General features: G+C 58.3%; 10 protein-coding genes and 8 pseudogenes. 7 read left to right on the top strand and 11 right to left on the bottom strand.

Annotated elements, in window-relative coordinates:
• Positions 1–50 precede the first annotated feature (50 nt).
• Positions 51–2,763 (top strand): annotated as a pseudogene (gene barA / locus AC6I8M_RS15805) (two-component sensor histidine kinase BarA).
• Between the two features lie 92 nt (positions 2,764–2,855).
• On the opposite strand, the pseudogene AC6I8M_RS15800 reads toward barA, so the two are convergent.
• Positions 2,856–3,269: pseudogene (locus tag AC6I8M_RS15800) on the bottom strand (glucarate dehydratase); the annotation flags it as partial.
• A 10-nt stretch (positions 3,270–3,279) separates the two neighbouring features.
• Positions 3,280–4,627 (bottom strand): annotated as a pseudogene (locus tag AC6I8M_RS15795) (MFS transporter).
• A gap of 507 nt (positions 4,628–5,134) precedes the next feature.
• Here AC6I8M_RS15795 and garD point away from each other — a divergent pair.
• Positions 5,135–6,693: pseudogene (gene garD, locus AC6I8M_RS15790) on the top strand (galactarate dehydratase).
• Between the two features lie 136 nt (positions 6,694–6,829).
• On the opposite strand, the gene AC6I8M_RS15785 reads toward garD, so the two are convergent.
• The 4 genes from AC6I8M_RS15785 to syd form a co-directional block, all read right to left on the bottom strand.
• Positions 6,830–7,276 (bottom strand): flavodoxin, encoded by a 447-nt coding sequence (locus tag AC6I8M_RS15785; protein WP_010616421.1) that lies wholly within the window; start codon positions 7,274–7,276, stop codon positions 6,830–6,832.
• 12 nt (positions 7,277–7,288) lie between these two features.
• Entirely contained in the window at positions 7,289–8,068 is a 780-nt protein-coding gene (gene truC / locus AC6I8M_RS15780) for a tRNA pseudouridine(65) synthase TruC (protein WP_010616420.1), read from the bottom strand.
• Positions 8,068–8,394, bottom strand: coding sequence for a YqcC family protein (locus AC6I8M_RS15775; protein ID WP_010616419.1), 327 nt, complete (start codon positions 8,392–8,394; stop codon positions 8,068–8,070). Before AC6I8M_RS15775 ends, truC begins: the two co-directional genes overlap by 1 nt.
• 589 nt (positions 8,395–8,983) lie before the next feature.
• A complete protein-coding gene (gene syd, locus AC6I8M_RS15770) occupies positions 8,984–9,475 on the bottom strand; it encodes a SecY-interacting protein (RefSeq protein WP_041387337.1) in 492 nt (163 codons plus the stop codon).
• Between the two features lie 62 nt (positions 9,476–9,537).
• On the opposite strand from syd, the gene queF reads away from it, so the two are divergent.
• From queF to xni, 3 genes and pseudogenes are all read left to right on the top strand, one after another.
• Entirely contained in the window at positions 9,538–10,383 is an 846-nt protein-coding gene (gene queF, locus AC6I8M_RS15765) for an NADPH-dependent 7-cyano-7-deazaguanine reductase QueF (RefSeq protein ID WP_010616417.1), read from the top strand.
• A gap of 186 nt (positions 10,384–10,569) precedes the next feature.
• Positions 10,570–11,923: pseudogene (gene ppnN / locus AC6I8M_RS15760) on the top strand (nucleotide 5'-monophosphate nucleosidase PpnN).
• Between the two features lie 38 nt (positions 11,924–11,961).
• Positions 11,962–12,729, top strand: coding sequence for a flap endonuclease Xni (gene xni, locus AC6I8M_RS15755; protein WP_010616416.1), 768 nt, complete (start codon positions 11,962–11,964; stop codon positions 12,727–12,729).
• Between the two features lie 208 nt (positions 12,730–12,937).
• Here xni and rlmM read toward each other — a convergent pair.
• The 4 genes and pseudogenes from rlmM to AC6I8M_RS15735 all read right to left on the bottom strand — a co-directional run bounded on the left by rlmM (position 12,938) and on the right by AC6I8M_RS15735 (position 15,901).
• A pseudogene (rlmM, locus tag AC6I8M_RS15750) lies at positions 12,938–14,095 on the bottom strand (23S rRNA (cytidine(2498)-2'-O)-methyltransferase RlmM).
• Complete coding sequence (locus tag AC6I8M_RS15745) at positions 14,088–14,366, bottom strand: DUF423 domain-containing protein (protein ID WP_010616415.1); 279 nt, start codon at positions 14,364–14,366, stop codon at positions 14,088–14,090. Before AC6I8M_RS15745 ends, rlmM begins: the two are co-directional and overlap by 8 nt.
• A gap of 50 nt (positions 14,367–14,416) precedes the next feature.
• The gene (locus AC6I8M_RS15740; RefSeq protein ID WP_010616414.1) at positions 14,417–15,334 is read right to left on the bottom strand and encodes a transcriptional regulator GcvA; all 918 of its coding nucleotides are present in this window, start codon (positions 15,332–15,334) and stop codon (positions 14,417–14,419) included.
• A 342-nt stretch (positions 15,335–15,676) separates the two neighbouring features.
• Positions 15,677–15,901 carry a YgdI/YgdR family lipoprotein gene (locus tag AC6I8M_RS15735; protein ID WP_010616412.1) on the bottom strand — a complete coding sequence of 75 codons (225 nt, stop codon included), beginning with the start codon at positions 15,899–15,901 and terminating at the stop codon, positions 15,677–15,679.
• Between the two features lie 208 nt (positions 15,902–16,109).
• Between AC6I8M_RS15735 and csdA the strand changes: the two are divergent.
• Positions 16,110–17,263 (top strand): annotated as a pseudogene (gene csdA / locus AC6I8M_RS15730) (cysteine desulfurase CsdA).
• 4 nt (positions 17,264–17,267) lie between these two features.
• A pseudogene (gene csdE / locus AC6I8M_RS15725) lies at positions 17,268–17,705 on the top strand (cysteine desulfurase sulfur acceptor subunit CsdE); the annotation flags it as partial.
• Here csdE and tcdA read toward each other — a convergent pair.
• Positions 17,664–18,515, bottom strand: coding sequence for a tRNA cyclic N6-threonylcarbamoyladenosine(37) synthase TcdA (gene tcdA / locus AC6I8M_RS15720; protein WP_010616410.1), 852 nt, complete (start codon positions 18,513–18,515; stop codon positions 17,664–17,666). The pseudogene csdE and the gene tcdA sit on opposite strands and share 42 nt — an antisense overlap.
• Between the last annotated feature and the right edge of the window lie 35 nt (positions 18,516–18,550).

Here is an 18,550-nt window from a genome sequence, read left to right as displayed (position 1 = left end):
ACGCGGTTTTTGCACAGGGATAAAATGCCAAGAGTCGCTAGGCCACAATTATGACCAAATACAGCCTGCGGGCGCGAATGATGATTCTGATACTGGCGCCGACGCTGATGATTGGCCTGCTGCTCAGTACCTTCTTCGTGGTGCACCGCTACAACGAACTGCAGCACCAGGTGCGCGATGCCGGCGCTAACATTATCGAACCGCTGGCGGTGTCGAGCGAGTACGGCATGACATGGCATAATCGTGATGTGATTCGCGAGCTGGTCAGCCTGCTGCATCGCCGTCATTCGGATATTGTCCGTGCCATTACGGTTTTCGACAACAACAATCACATCTACGTTAGCTCCAATAACAACCAGAACCTCGCGCTGCTGCAAAAAGCCGATATTTCCACGCTGGCGGATGGCGTGTCGGTGGAGCGGCACGGCAACCAGATGGTGCTGCGCACGCCGATCATCTCTGAACGCTATTCGGTGGACGAACTGCCGGGTGAAGACGCCAAGCCGGCAGCGAATCCGCTGGGTTATGTGGCGATTGAGCTGGATCTGCAGTCGGTGCGGCTGGAGCAGTACAAAGAGGTCTTTGTCGCCACCCTGCTGCTGCTGTTCTGCCTGTGTATCGCCATGCTGTTTGCCTATCGACTAATGCGCGACGTCACCGGGCCCATCCGCAACATGGTTACTACCGTGGACCGCATCCGGCGTGGCCAGCTCGACAGCCGCGTGGATGGCTATATGCTGGGCGAGCTGAGCATCCTGAAAAACGGCATCAACGCCATGGTGATGTCGCTCACCGCCTACCATGAAGAGATGCAGCAGAACATTGACCAAGCAACCTACGATCTGCGCGAAACGCTGGAGCAGTTGGAGATTCAGAACGCCGAGCTGGACCTGGCGAAAAAGCGCGCCTAGGAAGCGGCACGCATCAAGTCGGAGTTTCTCGCCAATATGTCGCACGAGCTGCGCACGCCGCTCAATGGCGTCATTGGCTTTACCCGCCAGATGCTGAAAACCGGGCTAAGCACCAACCAGCGTGATTACATGAGCACCATTGAGCGTTCGGCCAATAACCTGCTCAGCATCATTAACGACGTGCTCGATTTCTCCAAACTGGAAGCCGGTAAGCTGGTACTGGAGTCCATCCCGTTCCCGCTGCGCGCCACACCGGATGAAACGCTGGTGCTTCTGGCGCCGTCCGCGCACGAAAAAGGCTTGGAGATTACCGTATGCCTGGAGAAACAGGTGCCGGATAATGTGATTGGCGATCCGCTGCGTCTGCAGCAAATTCTGATCAACCTGATTGGCAACGCCATCAAATTCACCGAGCGCGGCCACATTGATCTGCGCGTCGAGCTGCGTCATCTCAGCATCACGCGGGCTGAACTGGAGATTCAGGTGCACGATACCGGCATCGGTATCTCCGAGCAGCAGCAGTCGCAGCTGTTTCAGGCATTTCGTCAGGCGGACGCCAGTATTTCACGCCGTCACGGCGGTACCGGTCTTGGCCTGGTGATTACGCAGAAACTGGTGCATGAAATGGGCGGTGAGATCGCCTTTCACAGCCGGCAGAATCAGGGCTCCACCTTCTGGGTACAGGTACATCTGGATCTCAATCCTAATGCACCGGCGATTCCACGCATGCTGGACGATCTGCACGCCACGCCGCTGGCTTATATCGAACCCCATCCGGCGGTGGCGAAAGCGGTTCAGGAGATGCTGAGCATTACGCCTCTGCAGGTGCAGCACTTTGCCAGCCTTGACGATCTGCCCGACGCCCACTTCCCGCTGCTGCTGATGGGGCTGCCGGTCAGCGATTCGCATCCGGCTACCCTGTCCGATGCGCTGATTGCCCGCCTGCGCGCGCATGCCGATTCCGTGCTGCTGGCGCTGCCAAGTGAAATGATGCTGTTCGCTGACGATTTGCGCGCGCGCGCGGTATCGCCGGCTGCATTGCCAAACCGGTGTCGCTGACGCGATTGCTACCGATGCTGCTCGATCTCAACATCCGTCACAGCGACGCCGCCCCGCGCGGCGTAAGACAGCCACTGACGGTGATGGCGGTGGATGATAATCCGGCCAACCTGAAGCTGATCGGCGCATTGCTGGAGGAGCAGGTCCAGAACATCATTCTGTGCGACAACGCTAGTCAGGCGATTCATCAGGCGCGGCAGCATCGGCTGGACGTGATTCTGATGGATATTCAGATGCCGGACATCGATGGCATCCGCGCCAGCGAGATTATCCGCAGCCTGCCACAGCACGCCGATTGTCGCGGTCACGGCGCATGCGCGGGATGGCGAACGCGAGCAGTTGATCGCCGCCGGCATGAATGATTATCTCGCCAAGCCGATTGATGAGGACAAGCTGAAGCAGCTGCTGCAGCGCTATGCGCCGAGCGGCGTGGCGAGCGCGGTGCGACAACCAGCTATCGCGCCCTCACTCGACTGGGCGCTGGCGCTGCGTCAGGCGGCGAATTAAAGTGGAGCTGGCGCGCGATCTGCTGCAGATGCTGCTGGATTTTCTGCCAGAAGTGGAGCAGCGCATGGCGCAGAATGACGTCGATGGGCTGCGCGAGATTATCCACAAGCTGCACGGCAGCGCCAGCTACAGCGGCGTGCCGCGGCTGAAACAGCTGTGTCAGCAGCTGGAGAAGAGTCTGCATCAGGAGAGCGATATCGCAGCGCTGGAACCAGAGCTGCTGGAGCTGAGCGACGAGATGGCCAACGTGGCGCGCGAAGCGCGTCAGGTGCTGGGCGTGGCGTAGTGAGGGATGTGCGCTGGCCCCTAACCCTAACCCTTTCCCGCCTGCGGGAGAGGGTTAGAGTTAGAGTTAGGGGAAAATCGCACCCCCTATAACCCCTGCCCCACCTTAATCGTGGCAGCGACATTCCTTGACGTCAGGCGTACATTCTGCGCGGCATTGGCCAGCGCCGCCACCGCATTGACCCGCAGCTCAAACGTCCAGGCGCCGTTGCCGAAGGTATCGAAATCCGCCGACTGGTTACCTTTGTGCACCTGCTGAACCAGCCGGTTCATGCGCGCCACCTGCTGCCCTTTCACCTGCGGTATTGCTGCGACCAGCGTCTGATAGATGTTTTCACCGCCCGGCGCTTCGCCGACGCCAGTGTGGCCGGCGCTGTCGGTCAGCACCACGATATTGCGTGTGAAGCAGGCGCTGTGCGCGCCGCCGATGTTGAGCAGCATGCTGTCGTAACCCGCCACCGGGACCACCTGCATGTCGGTGATCACCGGGGAACTTTGCGTATTCATGTTCTGTTCCTTATGACCGGGGTTTGAGTTCGACACGTTTGATATCGCCGGTTATCACCAGGAAGCTGAACGCCGCCACAAACGCATGGATGCCGACATAAATCAGCGCCCCTTCAAACGAACCGCTGGTGGCGATGATGTAACCAATGGCAATCGGCGTGACGATGCCAGAGAAGTTACCGAACATATTGAACAGGCCGCCGCTCAGGCCGCTGATCTCTTTGGGTGCGGTATCGGCCATCACCGCCCAGCCCAGCGCGCCAATGCCTTTACCAAAGAACGCCAGCGCCATAAACAGCACTACCACCCATTCGGTTTCGGTGTAGTTACACATCACCATGCTGATGGAGAGCAGCATGCCGATGACGATTGGGGTTTTACGCGCGATGTTCAGCGAGCCGGTTTTACGCATCAGATAATCTGAAATCACGCCGCCCAGCACGCCGCCGAGGAAGCCGCAGATGGCGGGAATAGAGGCGATCATGCCGGCTTTAAGAATCGACATGCCGCGCGCCTACACCAGATACACCGGGAACCAAGTAATAAAGAAGTAGGTCAGGGCGTTAACGCAGTACTGGCCGAGATAGATCCCCCCACATCATGCGGGTGGAGAGCAGTTGCTTAATTTGAAACCACTTCTCATCCCAGCTCACTTTACGCTCGGCTTTCTTCGCATCCATGTTGATCAGCGCACCGCCCTGCTCCATGTACTCCAGCTCGGCTTTGTTCACGCCAAGGTGATCGTTCGGGTCATGAATCACTTTCAGCCAGATAAAGCTGAGAATGATGCCCAGCCCGCCCATGAACCAGAACACGTGCGCCCAGCCCACCTCGGCCACCAGCCAGCCCATGATCGGTGCGAAAATCACCGTGGCGAAGTACTGGGCGGAGTTAAAGATGGCGACGGCGGTACCGCGCTCCTGCGCCGGGAACCAGGCAGCAACAATACGGCTGTTACCCGGGAAAGACGGCGCTTCCGCCAGCCCCACCATGAAGCGCAGCAGGAACAGCGACACCACAATGCCAAAGCCGCTAAAGATGTCGACAAAGCCCTGCAGCAGGGTAAACAGCGACCACAGGAAGATGCTCCAGAAATAGACGCGTTTGGAGTCGAAGCGGTCCAGCAGCCAGCCGCCAGGAATCTGACCAATAACGTACGCCCACGAAAAGGCGGAGAAGATGTAGCCGAGGCCGACGGAATCGAGACCGATCGCCTTCGACATCGCCGAACCGGCAATTGAAATGGTGGCCCGGTCACCGTAGTTGAACGAGGTGACGATAAATAACATCACCACAATCCAGTAACGGGCGTTGGTGCGCTTCTGCACCGCTGTCGCTGTCTGGCTGTAACTATTCATGATGCACTCCTGAAATATAGCGAACGCTACATTCACTCTGACTGCATACACATCGCGTTGGGTATCAGAATGATGTTGGGTTAAACACGGCGATTGTTGTTATGGCAAAACGATGATGCGTCGTGACGAATAACCAAACGTTGAAGAACGGCAATCAGTATAGAAACAGCATCGCCGCGAAATACTGGAGGAACGCCCGAGGATAATCACCAATCCGGCACGATTTTATGGCATTTGCCCATAACGCTGCGGCGTGGCTCACGGAACCCGCCATTCAGCCGCCAGATTGCTGCAAAAGTGAACAGCAAGCGTACGCTTTGTGAGGCTCTTCACTTGCGTTTGGTAAAACGAACCAAACTGCGCGCCAAACGCGGCGCAAAGCCAGTCAGTTGCACAATGCGCGGGCGAATACCCCTGCTTATACTGAGGCTGGCAAATAACGATGATGTGACGGACGTGATTTCAACCGCACCGCCATGACCGGTGCGACGAACCGGAAGGTGAGCAATGAACCGACCTCTGACAGACAAACCGCGCTACATTAAAGTGCACGACGCCGATAACGTGGCGATTGTGGTCAACGATCAGGGACTGCCCGCAGGCAGCCGCTTTGATGATGGTCTGCAGCTGACTGAGCATGTGCCGCAGGGGCACAAAGTGGCGCTGAGCGATATCGCCCTGCACGGTGCCATCGTGCGTTACGGTGAAGTGATTGGCACGGCGCTGCGCCCGATTGCGCGCGGCAGCTGGATTGAGGAGTCACTGGTGGCGCTGCCCGCCGCCCCGCCGCTGGCCAGCCTGCCGCTGGCTACCAACGTGCCTCCCCCCCTGCCGCCGCTGGAAGGATACACCTTTGAAGGCTATCGCAACGCCGACGGCAGCGTCGGCACGCGCAATCTGCTCGGCATCACCACTAGCGTGCACTGCGTGGCGGGCGTGGTGGATTATGTGGTGCAGCTGATTGAGCGCGATCTGCTGCCGCGCTACAGCAACGTAGACGGCGTGGTGGCGCTCAACCATTTATATGGCTGCGGCGTGGCGATCAACGCACCGGCGGCGGTGGTGCCCATTCGCACCATTCACAACCTTGCACTGAATCCTAATTTTGGCGGCGAAGTGATGGTGGTGAGCCTCGGCTGCGAGAAATTACAGCCGGAGCGCCTGCTGACCGGTACACCGAACGTACAGGCCATTTCGCTGGATGAGCGCGATATCGTACGCCTGCAGGATGAACGTCACGTGGGTTTTGGCGCGATGGTCGATGAAATTCTGCAGGTGGCCGAGCGCCATCTGAAAAAGCTCAACCAGCGTCAGCGCGAAACCTGTCCGGCATCGGCGCTGGTGGTGGGCACCCAGTGCGGCGGCAGCGACGCGTTTTCCGGCGTGACGGCCAATCCGGCGGTTGGCTTTGCCTCGGATCTGCTGGTGCGCTGTGGCGCGACGGTGATGTTCTCGGAAGTGACCGAGGTGCGCGATGCAATCCATCTGCTGACGCCGCGTGTGGTAAACGAAGCGGTGGGCAAACGGCTGCTGAAGGAGATGGCGTGGTACGACGACTACCTGAGCCAGGGACAAACCGACCGCAGCGCGAATCCGTCGCCGGGCAATAAAAAAGCGGCCTGGCCAATGTGGTAGAAAAAGCGCTGGGCTCGATTGCCAAATCCGGGCGCAGCCCGATTGTCGAAGTGCTGTCACCCGGACAGCGCCCGACGCAGCGCGGGCTGATTTACGCCGCCACGCCGGCCAGCGATTTTGTCTGTGGCACCCAGCAGATGGCTTCCGGCATTACGCTGCAGGTATTCACCACCGGACGCGGCACGCCCTACGGCCTGGCGGCGATTCCGGTGATCAAAATGGCGACGCGCAGCACGCTGGCGAACCGCTGGCACGACCTGATGGACATCAATGCCGGCACCATCGCGACGGGCGAAGAGAGTATTGAACAGGTCGGCTGGCGGCTGTTTGAGCTGATTCTGGATATCGCCAGCGGACGTAAACAGACGTGGTCAGATCGCTGGGGAATACGTAATCAGCTGGCAGTATTCAATCTGGCACCGGTGACGTAATGTGTGCACACTTGGCGGAAGGAAGAAGCTGTTCGGGTGAACAGTTAAGGTTCATCCCTACAGCCCCCGCGCGCACAGGCTGTTCCCTCTCCCGCCTGCGGGAGAGGGTTAGGGTGAGGGCGTGAACCAGGCAAAACTACAACAGCTGACCCCAGCTCTCCACCCACGGCGTGGTCACTGACTCGGGCTCCGGATTTTCCGTCGCATCCACCAGCAGCACCTCGCCAATACGCTGCACCTGCTGCTCCTGCAGCGTGGCATCAAAGGTCTTTCCTGCCCCGCAGAAGTGGTCGTAACTGCTGTCGCCTAAAGCGATTACGCCATAGCGCAGCTCAGGCTGATAGCCCAGCTCATCGCGCACCTGCACATACAGCCGCGCGATATTGTCCGGAAAATCGCCCTGCCCGGTGGTCGAGGTAACAATTAACGCGACCTCTTTGCTGTAAGCCTGCCAGTCGGCCAGTGACGGATCTTCAAACACCTTCACCTCATGCCCCTGCGCTTCCAGCACCGGCTGCGCCTCTTCGGCGACCAGCAGCGCGTTGCCGTACACCGTACCTGTAAAAATGCCAATCTTTGCCATTTTGCCGCTCCTTTATTCTGTCGGCTTATCCTGGACTGCCTCAGCGGCAAACTCAACCCTCGGCACATCAGGCAGTTGCTGCTGCCAGCCAAACGGGTGCAGCATCTGCTGCCAGACGCGATCCAGCCCGGCGCGAATCACCAGCGGTTCGCCGGTCACCGGATGCGTTAGCGTCAGCGCACTGGCGTGCAGCATCAGTCGATCCATGCCAAAGTGGGCCGCGGCACCGCGGTTCTGCCGCAGATCGCCGTGCGAGCTGTCACCAATAATAGGATGACGCAGGTGCGCCATATGGCGCCGCAGTTGATGCTTGCGCCCGGTGTGCGGCGACAGCTCAACCAGCGTATAACGTGCGCTGGAGTACTTGCCGATAGCCACTGGCAGTTCCGCCTGCGCCAGCGCGCGATAATCGGTGACCGCCGGCTGCGGCGCTCGCGGTTCCGTGACAAACTTGTCCGCAATTTTATCCAGCTCTTCCACCAGCGGATAATCCAGCGTTGCGCTACCGTCCAGCCAGCCGCGCACCACTGCGTGATAGGTTTTCTGAATCTGATGCTGCTCAAACTGCTGCGCCAGCAGCCGCCCGATTTCGCTGGAGAGTCCCATCAGCAGCACGCCAGAAGTGGGACGATCGAGGCAATGCGCGGTAAATACGTGCTGACCAATCTGATCGCGCACCGTCTGCATCACCACCACTTTCTCTTTGCGATCGAGCCAGCTGCGGTGCACCAGCCAGCCCGCCGGTTTATTCACCGCAACCAGCCATGCATCCTGATAAATGATCTCCAGCATCAGGCGTCCGTCGGCGCAAACAGCGCATCAAGCTGGCTGAGCGTCAGCAGCAGCGCTGCATGGCCCGGCGTGGTTGGCGGTAGGGCCATCTCATAATAAGGCGTAACGGCGAAGTTTTGCGGCAGCGCGGCGTCGGCGTCAAGCAGCGCCTGCATGCGCGGCAGCAGTACCCACTGCAGCCATTCAAGCGGCTGCAGGGTATCGAGACAGAAAGGTTGCGTGCTATTAAAGGCTTCCGCCGCCGGGGCGTGCGTCTGCCAGTGGCCGTGTTCGCGCATCACTGCTTCGACCTGCTGCAGTCGCTGAATAATCAGGTGCGTCGACATACGCTACCTCCGCGTCAAAAAGGGGCGGCAAGCATATCATTAGTGGGTGCGCGCGCAAAAACGGCATAAAAAAAGGGAGCACTGTGATTACAGTGCTCCCGGTTCGTTTGCAGCATTCCCGCCACCGCTGCGCTCCCTGCTCATCCATGACAACTGTTCCTGCGCTTTCCGTCGCCTGTCATCGTGACATTGGTCCTTAGCATCCTGGCCCGCCACATCCCGCGTGGATCTCATTCTCCATCCTGGATGGTGTCCTTTACTCACTCCGGAGTGTCCTGCTTCATCCTGAAGCCTTCCCTGTGACGTAAACTCCGTTACGTTCCTGCCGCCTGGCTGACATTCTCCTGAAAGTCTCTCAATCCATGGCTTCCTGCCAGTGGTGACTACTCTGGCAGAAACCATCGCAATAACAAGTCAGTAAGCGCCGTTAAACGATTAAGCCATGTCTTTATTTTCAGATTGATGCCATAACTGCATGATTCAAAATCTTTTTACATTGCGGACTTCCGGAAGCCTGCGTAATGTTCTGGCGATCTCGCACAACAGTTGTGAGAGCTCTCTTACAAGAGCTGCGAGAAAAGTCTGCAACTCACGGACTAACCGGTTGTAAAGTATTAAAAAATGTCTGAATATCCACCGCCAGTAACTGCCGCTTTTTCGTACCCGGCTGCTCCAGAATCACCTCGCCGGTCAGATTACACACCGCGGTAACATCCTGCTCAGAATCTGTAGTGGCGATAAACAGCGTCGGGCTCTGTTTCAGACGGCGCTTCATCACCAGATGACCAATCAGGTTTTCCTGCAGGCGGGTAAAATCGGCCTCGCTCCACACCTGCAGCAGCGTCAGCGGTTGCTGCGCAAAATGCGCGCGCATGTCACCGGCAAATTGCGTGGTATAGAACGTGGTGAGGTCCGGCTGCAGCTGAATATCCAGTGCGCGCTCATCCAGTTCACTGATGATGCAGGGCGACGGCACGCCGTACAGCTCTTCGCTGGCGGGAAAATGGCCGTGCTGCTGCTGCCAGTGCGCTACATAACGGGCGGTAAAATCGCGCAGGGCCTCTGCGGTTTGCTGCATCATTCATCTTCTCGCTGGTGATTGGTTACACTGACTCCCTTTGATGGATTTTAGTGGTAACCGTTATGTCTTCTGAAAACCGGGATACGGCGCTGAGCAGCCTGACTTTGGGTAAGCCCACCGCGTATGTTGATCGCTACGATAACACGCTGCTGCAGGCGGTGCCGCGCAGCCTGAATCGCGAACCTCTCGGGCTTTATCCCGATAACCTGCCGTTCCACGGCGCAGATATCTGGACGCTGTATGAACTCTCCTGGCTTAACAGCAAAGGCGTGCCGCAGGTCGCGGTCGGCGAAGTGGTGCTAAGCGCCGACAGCGTGAATCTGATCGAGTCCAAAAGCTTCAAACTCTATCTTAACAGCTTTAACCAGACGATTTTCGCCGACTGGGGCGCCGTGCGGCAAACGCTGGAGCGCGATCTCAGCGCCTGCGCTAACGGCCAGGTCAGCGTGGCGCTGTTTCGCCTGAGCGAAGTGGAAGGTCAGCCGATCGGGCACTTCGCTGGGGATGTCATCGACGAGCAGGATATCACCATCAGCAATTACGGCTTTAACGCCGATTACCTCGCCAGCGCAACGGGCAGCGAAGTGGTTGAAGAGACGCTGGTCAGCCATCTGCTGAAATCGAACTGTCTGATCACCAATCAGCCGGACTGGGGTTCAGTGATGATTCGCTATCAGGGCCCGCGTATCGATCGCGAAGCGCTGCTGCGCTATCTGATTTCGTTCCGCCAGCACAATGAGTTTCACGAGCAGTGCATCGAGCGCATTTTTAACGATATTCAGCGCTTTTGTCAGCCAGCAGCATTAACCGTCTACGCGCGCTACACGCGGCGCGGCGGGCTGGATATCAATCCGTGGCGCAGCAATGTTCCTTTCACGCCGGGCTACTCCCGCCTGGTGCGCCAGTAGCAGATTGCGAGATGTCTTGCAGGCCGCCGCACGGATGCGCGGTTCCACTTGAGCATTCGCGGCCGACAACGGTACTCTGGTACAGGCGCGAGGGCGACAGCGTGCTTACCGAAGGATTTTCGTCACTGCGCTCAACGGGTTAAGCGCAGCGTCATCAGTCACGCATTTGCGTGTAAAGGAGTTCTCTTGATTACACATATCAGCCCGCTTGGCTCAATGGATCTGCTCTCCCAGCTGGAAGTCGACATGCTGAAGCGTACTGCCAGCAGCGATCTCTACCAGCTGTTTCGCAACTGCTCGCTGGCGGTACTCAACTCCGGCAGTCAGACCGACAGTAGCCACGAACTGCTTTCCCGCTTTGAAAACTTTGACATCAACGTGCTGCGCCGCGAGCGCGGCGTGAAACTGGAGCTGATCAATCCGCCGGAAGAGGCATTTGTTGACGGCCGGATTATCCGTTCGCTGCAGGCGAACCTGTTTGCCGTACTGCGCGACATTCTGTTTGTTAACGGCCAGCTCTCGGCGGCGGATCGTTTGCAAAATCAGGACGTCACCGACTCCGCGCACATTACCAATCAGGTGTTCTCTATTCTGCGCAACGCGCGCGCGCTGCACGTGGGCGAATATCCCAACACTGTGGTGTGCTGGGGCGGTCACTCCATCAACGCGGTCGAATATCAATATTGCCGCAATGTCGGGACGCAGATGGGCCTGCGCGAACTGAACATCTGTACCGGCTGTGGTCCGGGCGTGATGGAAGCGCCGATGAAAGGGGCGGCGGTAGGCCATGCACAGCAGCGCTATCACGACAGCCGGTTTACCGGCCTGACCGAACCGTCCATCATCGCTGCGGAGCCACCTAACCCGCTGGTGAATGAACTGATCATCATGCCGGATATTGAAAAGCGTCTGGAAGCCTTTGTGCGCATCGTGATCTTCCCGGGCGGCGTGGGTACGGCAGAAGAGCTGTTGTATCTGCTGGGCATTCTGATGAATCCGCAGAACAGCGATCAGGTCCTGCCGCTGATCCTCACCGGGCCAAAAGAGAGCGCCGATGACTTCCGCGTGCTGGATGATTTCATCGTTAATACGCTGGGTGAAGCCGCGCGCCGGCATTACAAAATCATCATTGATGATGCTGCGGAAGTGGCGCGTCTGATGAAGAAAGCCATGCCGCAGGTGAAAGAGTACCGCCGCGAAACCGGCGATGCCTACAGCTTCAACTGGTCGATTCACATTGCGCCGGATCTGCAGGTGCCGTTCCTGCCGACCCACGAAAATATGGCCAACCTCAAGCTGTTCCCGAATCAGCCAGCGGAAAAACTGGCGGCGGATCTGCGGCGTGCCTTCTCGGGCATCGTGGCCGGTAACGTCAAAGAGATGGGGGATCCGCGAAATCCGGGAAAAAGGTCCGTATCAGCTGCAAGGCGATGCCGATCTGATGCACCGTATGGACGAACTGCTGCAGGGCTTCGTCGCGCAGCAGCGCATGAAGCTGCCGGGTAGCGCTTACATCCCCTGCGACGAAATCATCAAATAACCCATCAGGAAGGCAGCCTGCGGGCTGCCGGTATCACTATGTCGCTTCATCTGCTTATTATCGACGCGCTCAATCTGATCCGCCGCCTGCACGCGGTGCAGGGTTCGCCCTGTCGTGAGGCCTGCGTGGCAGCGCTGCATCAGCTGCTGGGCCACACGCGACCAACACACGTGGTGGCGGTGTTTGACAGCCATGACCGACAGCCCGGCTGGCGTCATCAGTTATTGCCGGACTACAAAGCGGGTCGCCCGCCGATGCCGGATGATTTACAGCAGGAGATGGCCTCGCTGCAGGCGGCCTTTGAGGCCAGCGGTGTCAGCTGCTGGATTGCCGAACATGATGAAGCGGACGATCTGGCCGCGACGCTGGCAGTGAAGATGGCCGACGCCGGTCATCAGGCCACCATCGTTTCCACCGATAAAGGTTACTGCCAGCTGCTGGCGCCGAGCATCCGCATCCGCGATTATTTTCAGAAGCGCTGGCTGGACGTGCCGTTTATTGAACAGGAGTTCGGCGTCGCGCCGGCCCAGCTGGCGGATTACTGGGGCTTATGCGGTATCAGTAGTAGCAAAATTCCAGGCGTGCTTGGCATCGGGCCGAAAAGCGCGCGGGAATTGCTGCAGCAGTTTGGTTCGCTCGAGGCCCTGTATCAGCAGCTGGATCAGGTACCTGAGAAGTGGCAGAAAAAGTTACGCGATCACCGCGCGATCGCGGAGGTGTGCCGACAGGTGTCAACGCTGAAGCGGGATTTGGTGTTGCAGGGGAATTTAAATACGCTGAGGTCTCAGGGGCCGGCGCGTCATTGAGGTCGCCATAAATGGCGGCCCTACAGCAGGACGGCAAGCCTGAGCTGGTCAGGCAGCTTTCAAACCCATCCCACACCAGTTGCGGTTTTGGTAGCGGCGCAATTTATTGCGCGATGAATCGCGCCGCTACGGGTTAGTGCAACTAAGTTCTGCGAAATAATTTGTGCTAGCGCAAGGCGGCAAGCCTGGGAGTCACCGGGAGCATACATTAGTATGTGACCGGGGCGAGCAGGCGCAGCCAACGCTGCGGTAGTGCAAAGTATGAAGCAGGACTAGCGTTCGTCGCGCCGTCCGCCGCCCAGATACGGCGCACATGCACGGTCACTTCTTCGCGGTCGTGATACAGCTGGCGCGCCTGAATCTGCGCGTTTACGCCCTTCTCCTTCAGCGCCGCGTCCATCATCGCCAGGTTCTGCGTGACTTCTTCATAGCGCTTTTTCATCGGCAGCTTGAGGTTGAAAATCGCCTCACGGCACCAGCCGTTGACCAGCCATTAGGTCATCAGGCTGGCGACGCGCACCGGTTTTTCCACCATGTCACACACCAGCCAGCGGATGTTGCTGCGCGGCGGGCGGAATTTGAAACCGTCTTCGCTGCAGTGCGTAACCTGTCCGGTATCCATCAGGCTCGGCGCCATCGGGCCGTTATCCACCGCGTAGACCCACATGCTGCGCTTCACCAGTTGATAGGTCCAGCCGCCGGGGCAGGCACCGAGATCGACCGCATACATGCCGCTGCCCAACCGTTCGTCCCACTCATCGGCCGGCACGAACACATGGAATGCTTCTTCCAGCTTCAGTGTAGAGCGGCTTGGCGCATCGGCCGGGAACTTCAGGCGCGGAATTCCCATATAAAACGGCGAATTGTTGTGCGGCAGCGAATAACCGACATAGCAGGTGCCCGGCGCGATAAAGAACACATGCACCACCGGACGTTTATTGCTCTCATAATTCAGCAGGATTTTGCTGTCGCGCAGGCTGGCGCGCAGCGGTACCGTCAGCTTTCGGCAAAATCTGGTCAGCTCTTTGACTTCATTGGTGTCGGGCACTTCAACGCGCAGCTCGCCGCCCTTCTCCACCACGCCGCTCAGCATGCCGACGATCGGGGTAATACGATCTTCCGGCGGGAGATCGCGCAGCAGCTCGCCCACCACCAGCATTTGCCGGGCAAAAATCAGCTCCGCGAACGGCAGCGTGGCGATCAGTTTTTCCGCCTCTTCCGGCTGGTAGCACTCAAACAGCACGTAACCGGCGTCATCTTTAACGCGCGGAAAACCGTAGATTTCGCGCTCCGCTGCTTTGGCACTGATTTCTGCCGCGCATTCTTTCTCAAATCCCGGGCGGCAATAGAGTAAAACTTTATTCATGGCGATCTGCCTTTCGTTTCAGACGCAGCGCGCCAATCAACATCAAAAACCAGCCAATCAGGAAGCACAGGCCTCCAACCGGCGTAACGAACACCCAAAACTTCAGGTGCGACAGCGCCAGACAATAGAGGCTGCCGCTGAACAGGACGATACCCAGCGCCATCTCGGCCGCGCCAAGGGATTTGCTCAGCACGTGCGCCCCAAAAGCACCAAACGCCACCAGCAGAAAGCCGCTGATGGCGGCAAATATAAACATGGCACGACTGGACATTTATTTATTCTCAAGGTGAAACCGCACATCACTGTGCGGCAGGCAACGCGTTAGTGATCGTAGCGGAAGCGGAATTTTTCTTGTTCAGTTGCGGCTTTTTCCAGAATCCACTGCCGAAAGGCGGCTATTTTACCCAGTTCTGCCTGGCTGTCATGACAAACCAGATAAAAAGCATTTTTACTCACTAAGACATCGTTGAAAGGGCAGACCAGACGTCCGGCCTCAATTTCACTCTGCGCCATCACGTTATTGGCCAGCGCCACGCCCTGGCCGTGGATCGCCGCCTGCAGCACCATAGCGCTGTGGCTGAAGATCGGCCCCTGCTGAACATTAATGTGCTGCAAGCCCAGCTGACGAATATAGGATTGCCAGTCACGTCGCGAAGCGTCATGCAGCAGCGTGAAATGCGCCAGATCGGCCGGTGATTTGAGCGGATTGTCGCCGGTCAGCAGCAGTGGCGAGCACACCGGCAGCAGATATTCGGCATACAATTTCTCTACCCGCAAACCGGGCCAGTTGCCGCGGCCGTAAAAAATCGCCACGTCGACATCGTCGGCCAGCTTCTCCTCATCACGGTCCACCGCCTGGATACGCACATCAATGCCCGGATAAGCCAGATTAAAGCTAGAGAGGCGCGGAACCAGCCACTGAATGGCGAAACTCGGCAGCAGGCTGACGGTGAGTGCCCCTTTGGCACTGCGCGCCTGCAGTTTGCGCGTGGCATCGTTCAGTGCCGAAAAAATTTCTTTGATATCGAGATAGTAGCTTTGACCCTCTTCGGTCAGTAACAGCGAACGATTTCGCCGGCGAAACAGCTTGAGACCGAGAAAATCTTCCAGCGATTTAATCTGATGGCTGACAGCCGCCTGGGTCACAAACAGCTCCTCAGCGGCTTTGGTGAAGCTCAAATGACGGGCCGCAGCGTCGAAGACGCGAAGAGCATTAAGCGGCGGAAGGCGTTTTGACATGGTTTTCCGTACCCGGATTGACACCGTAACACTGCAACTTATACAAAGTTGTTACGTATTAGATTTTTTAATCCGAGACATTATAATTTGTCCGTTGAGGAAGCTCCAGCAAATACCTATAGTTGCCGCACTTTCTGAGCCGGAACGAAAAGATTTCTGGAAACGTGCGAGAGATCGCAGACTTTTAGAGAGCTTTTGGCTTATGGTCGTGACGTTGTGTTTGCATTTTGATCTGACGATTGCAGATCAAACTTTTAATTCCTGTAGATTTACCCTGTCTGTCCATAGTGATTTTAAATAGCACCGCAAATTGCGGTGCTTTTTTTTACCTGCTTACCGGGCTTACTGGCCCATTTCCACCATCTCTTTCACATCTGAGCGGTTAATCTGCTGCTCGTTGCCATTGGCATCTTTATAGCTGATCATACCGGTTTCATCGTCAACTTTTGGTTTGCCATCCGCAACAATGGTGCGACCATCATTTGTATGCATGACGTAGTTGCTGGAACAGGCGGCCAGGGTAAAGGCCATGGTGCACACGGCCAGCACTGCAGCGAGTTTATTCATCTTCTATCTCCTTGCAGATTGATTGCATTAAACCACCCGCGTGCGCTGACCAACGGCAGCAAACAGAGCGATCGACTGGAACAGACCGATTCGTTATGCGGGTTTCGGTTCAAACCTTGCAATAATTAGCATAACGCGCTTTTCCAGCTTTGCCAGACCACGGCGTGGCTTTCAGCCTGATCCTAACATCCAAGTAAGTGAGCTGAGTATGACCCATTTCTCTCCTGGCGAGTTTCGTCAGCAGTTTCCCGCGCTGAGCGATGCGGGTGTCTATCTCGACAGCGCCGCCACCGCGCTGAAGCCGCAGGCGGTGATTGACGCGACCGCGCAGTTTTATTCGCTGAGCGGCGGCACCGTCCACCGCAGCCAGTTCGCCGCCGCCCGCGCGCTGACGGCACAGTATGAACAGGCGCGCGCGTGGCGCACTGGCTGCAGGCGGCGGACGATCGGCAAATTGTCTGGACGCGTGGCACCACGGAAGCCATTAACCTAGTGGCGCACAGCTGGCTGGCGCCGCGTCTGCAGCCGGGCGACGAGATTGTGGTGAGCGAAGCCGAGCACCACGCCAATCTGGTGCCGTGGCTGATGGTGGCGCAGGCCAGCGGTGCGAAAGTGATAAAGTGGCCGATTGGCGCTGACCGGCGACCGGATATCGCCCTGCTGCCGCAGCTGCTCAACGCGCGCACCCGGCTGCTGGCGATAGGTCAGATGTCTAACGTGACCGGAGGCTGTCCGGATCTGGCGCAGGCGATTACGCTGGCGCACGGCGTCGGGGCGAAAGTGATGGTTGATGGCGCTCAGGGCGTGGTGCACTGCCCGCCGGATGTGCAGGCGCTGGATATCGACTTCTACGCCTTTTCCGCGCACAAGCTGTATGGTCCGATGGGCACTGGCGTGCTGTACGGCAAAGCTGAGCTACTGGAAGCGATGCCGCCGTGGCAGGGCGGCGGCAAAATGCTAACGCAGGTCGATTTCAGCGGCTTCACGCCGCAGCCGGTGCCGTGGCGCTTTGAAGCAGGCACGCCGAACGTGGCGGGCGTGGTCGGGCTGAGTGCGGCGCTGGACTGGCTGGCGCAGCACGATGCGGAAAAAGCCGAACGCTGGAGCCAGCAGCTGGCCAGCCTTGCCGCAGAGCAACTCAGCACCATTCCCGGCTTCCGCAGTTTCCGCTGCGGCAGCGCCAGCCTGCTGGCGGAACAGGGCATCGCGCTGCGCGCCGGCCAGCACTGTGCCCAGCCGCTGATGGCGGCGCTTGGCGTCAGCGGCACGCTGCGCGTCTCATTTGCCCCCTATAATAATCTGCAGGACGTGGACGCGCTGGTGCGCGCCATGCACCATGCCGTGGATTTACTAAGTGAGTAACGTAATGACATCAGCCCTGCTTGCCCCCCATCCGTTTGGTGACCTGATTACCGAAGCCAGCCTGACGGAGAAGTTTGCCTATTTTCATCAGAGGGAAGATAGCTATCGCCAGCTGATTCAGCTCAGCCGGCAGCTGCCGGCGCTGCCGGAGGCGCTGAAAACGGCGGAAATTGAGCTGTCCGGCTGCGAAAACCGCGTCTGGCTCAGCAGCCAGCAGCGGGCCGACGGCACGCTGCATTTTTACGGCGACAGTGAGGGGCGCATTGTACGCGGATTGCTGGCGGTGCTGCTGACAGCGGTGGAAGGAAAAACGCCCGCGGCGCTGTTAGCCACAGACCCGCTGGCGCTGTTTGATACCTTAGGTCTGCGCGCGCAGCTGAGCGCCTCGCGCAGCAGTGGTTTACAGGCGCTGGCTGAGGCGGTACAGCGTGCCGCACGCGCGCATCAGGCAGACCTGACGCGCCGCACGCGCGAGAAATTTTTTCAGCACGTGCGACACCGCAACAAAACCAAAGGTGGCCGTGACCATGGTAGCCGCACCAAAGCCGGCGGCACAGTCCATGCGCTTTGGCCCTTCCGCCGTGCTGCGCGAAGCGCACACGCTGCCGTCCGGCTGCGGATACACTAACGCCTCGGTGGAGAACACGCAGTCAATCCCCAGTTTACCCTTGCTGTTTTTCACCACGCCAAAATCGCTTTTCAGCCGCTCGCGCAGTTTGGCAGCCAGCGGATCCTGAATGGTTTTGGCTAAGTCACTGACCTGAATCTGCGTCGGATCGATCTGTCCGCCCGCGCCGCCGGTGGTGATCAGCGGGATCTTATTGCGCCGGCACCAGGCGATCAGCGCAGCCTTAGGGCGCACGCTATCAATCGCGTCGATCACATAGTCGAACCCCGCCGCCATCAGCTCAGCGGTATTGTCCGGCGTGATAAAGTCATCGATGCAGATCACCTCACACTCCGGATTGATGGCGTGAATACGCTGCGCCATCACCTCGGTTTTCGCCTGACCGACATTACCCTGCAACGCATGAATCTGACGGTTGGTATTGGTAATACACACATCGTCCATGTCGATCAGGGTAATTTTACCGATGCCGGTGCGCGCCAGCGCTTCGGCCGCCCAGGAACCGACGCCGCCGATGCCGATGACGCAGAAATGCGCGTCGGCAAAACGCAGCAGTGCTTCCTGCCCGTAGAGACGCGCCGTGCCGCCAAATCGCTGGCGCCAGGCGTCGCTGACAACTTTCATAGCTAACCTTTTAGTACGATGCGCAGATGCGCACC

The sequence above is a fragment of the Type-A symbiont of Plautia stali genome (assembly GCF_059731155.1).
This window is presented reverse-complemented; position numbering and strand designations above follow the sequence as displayed.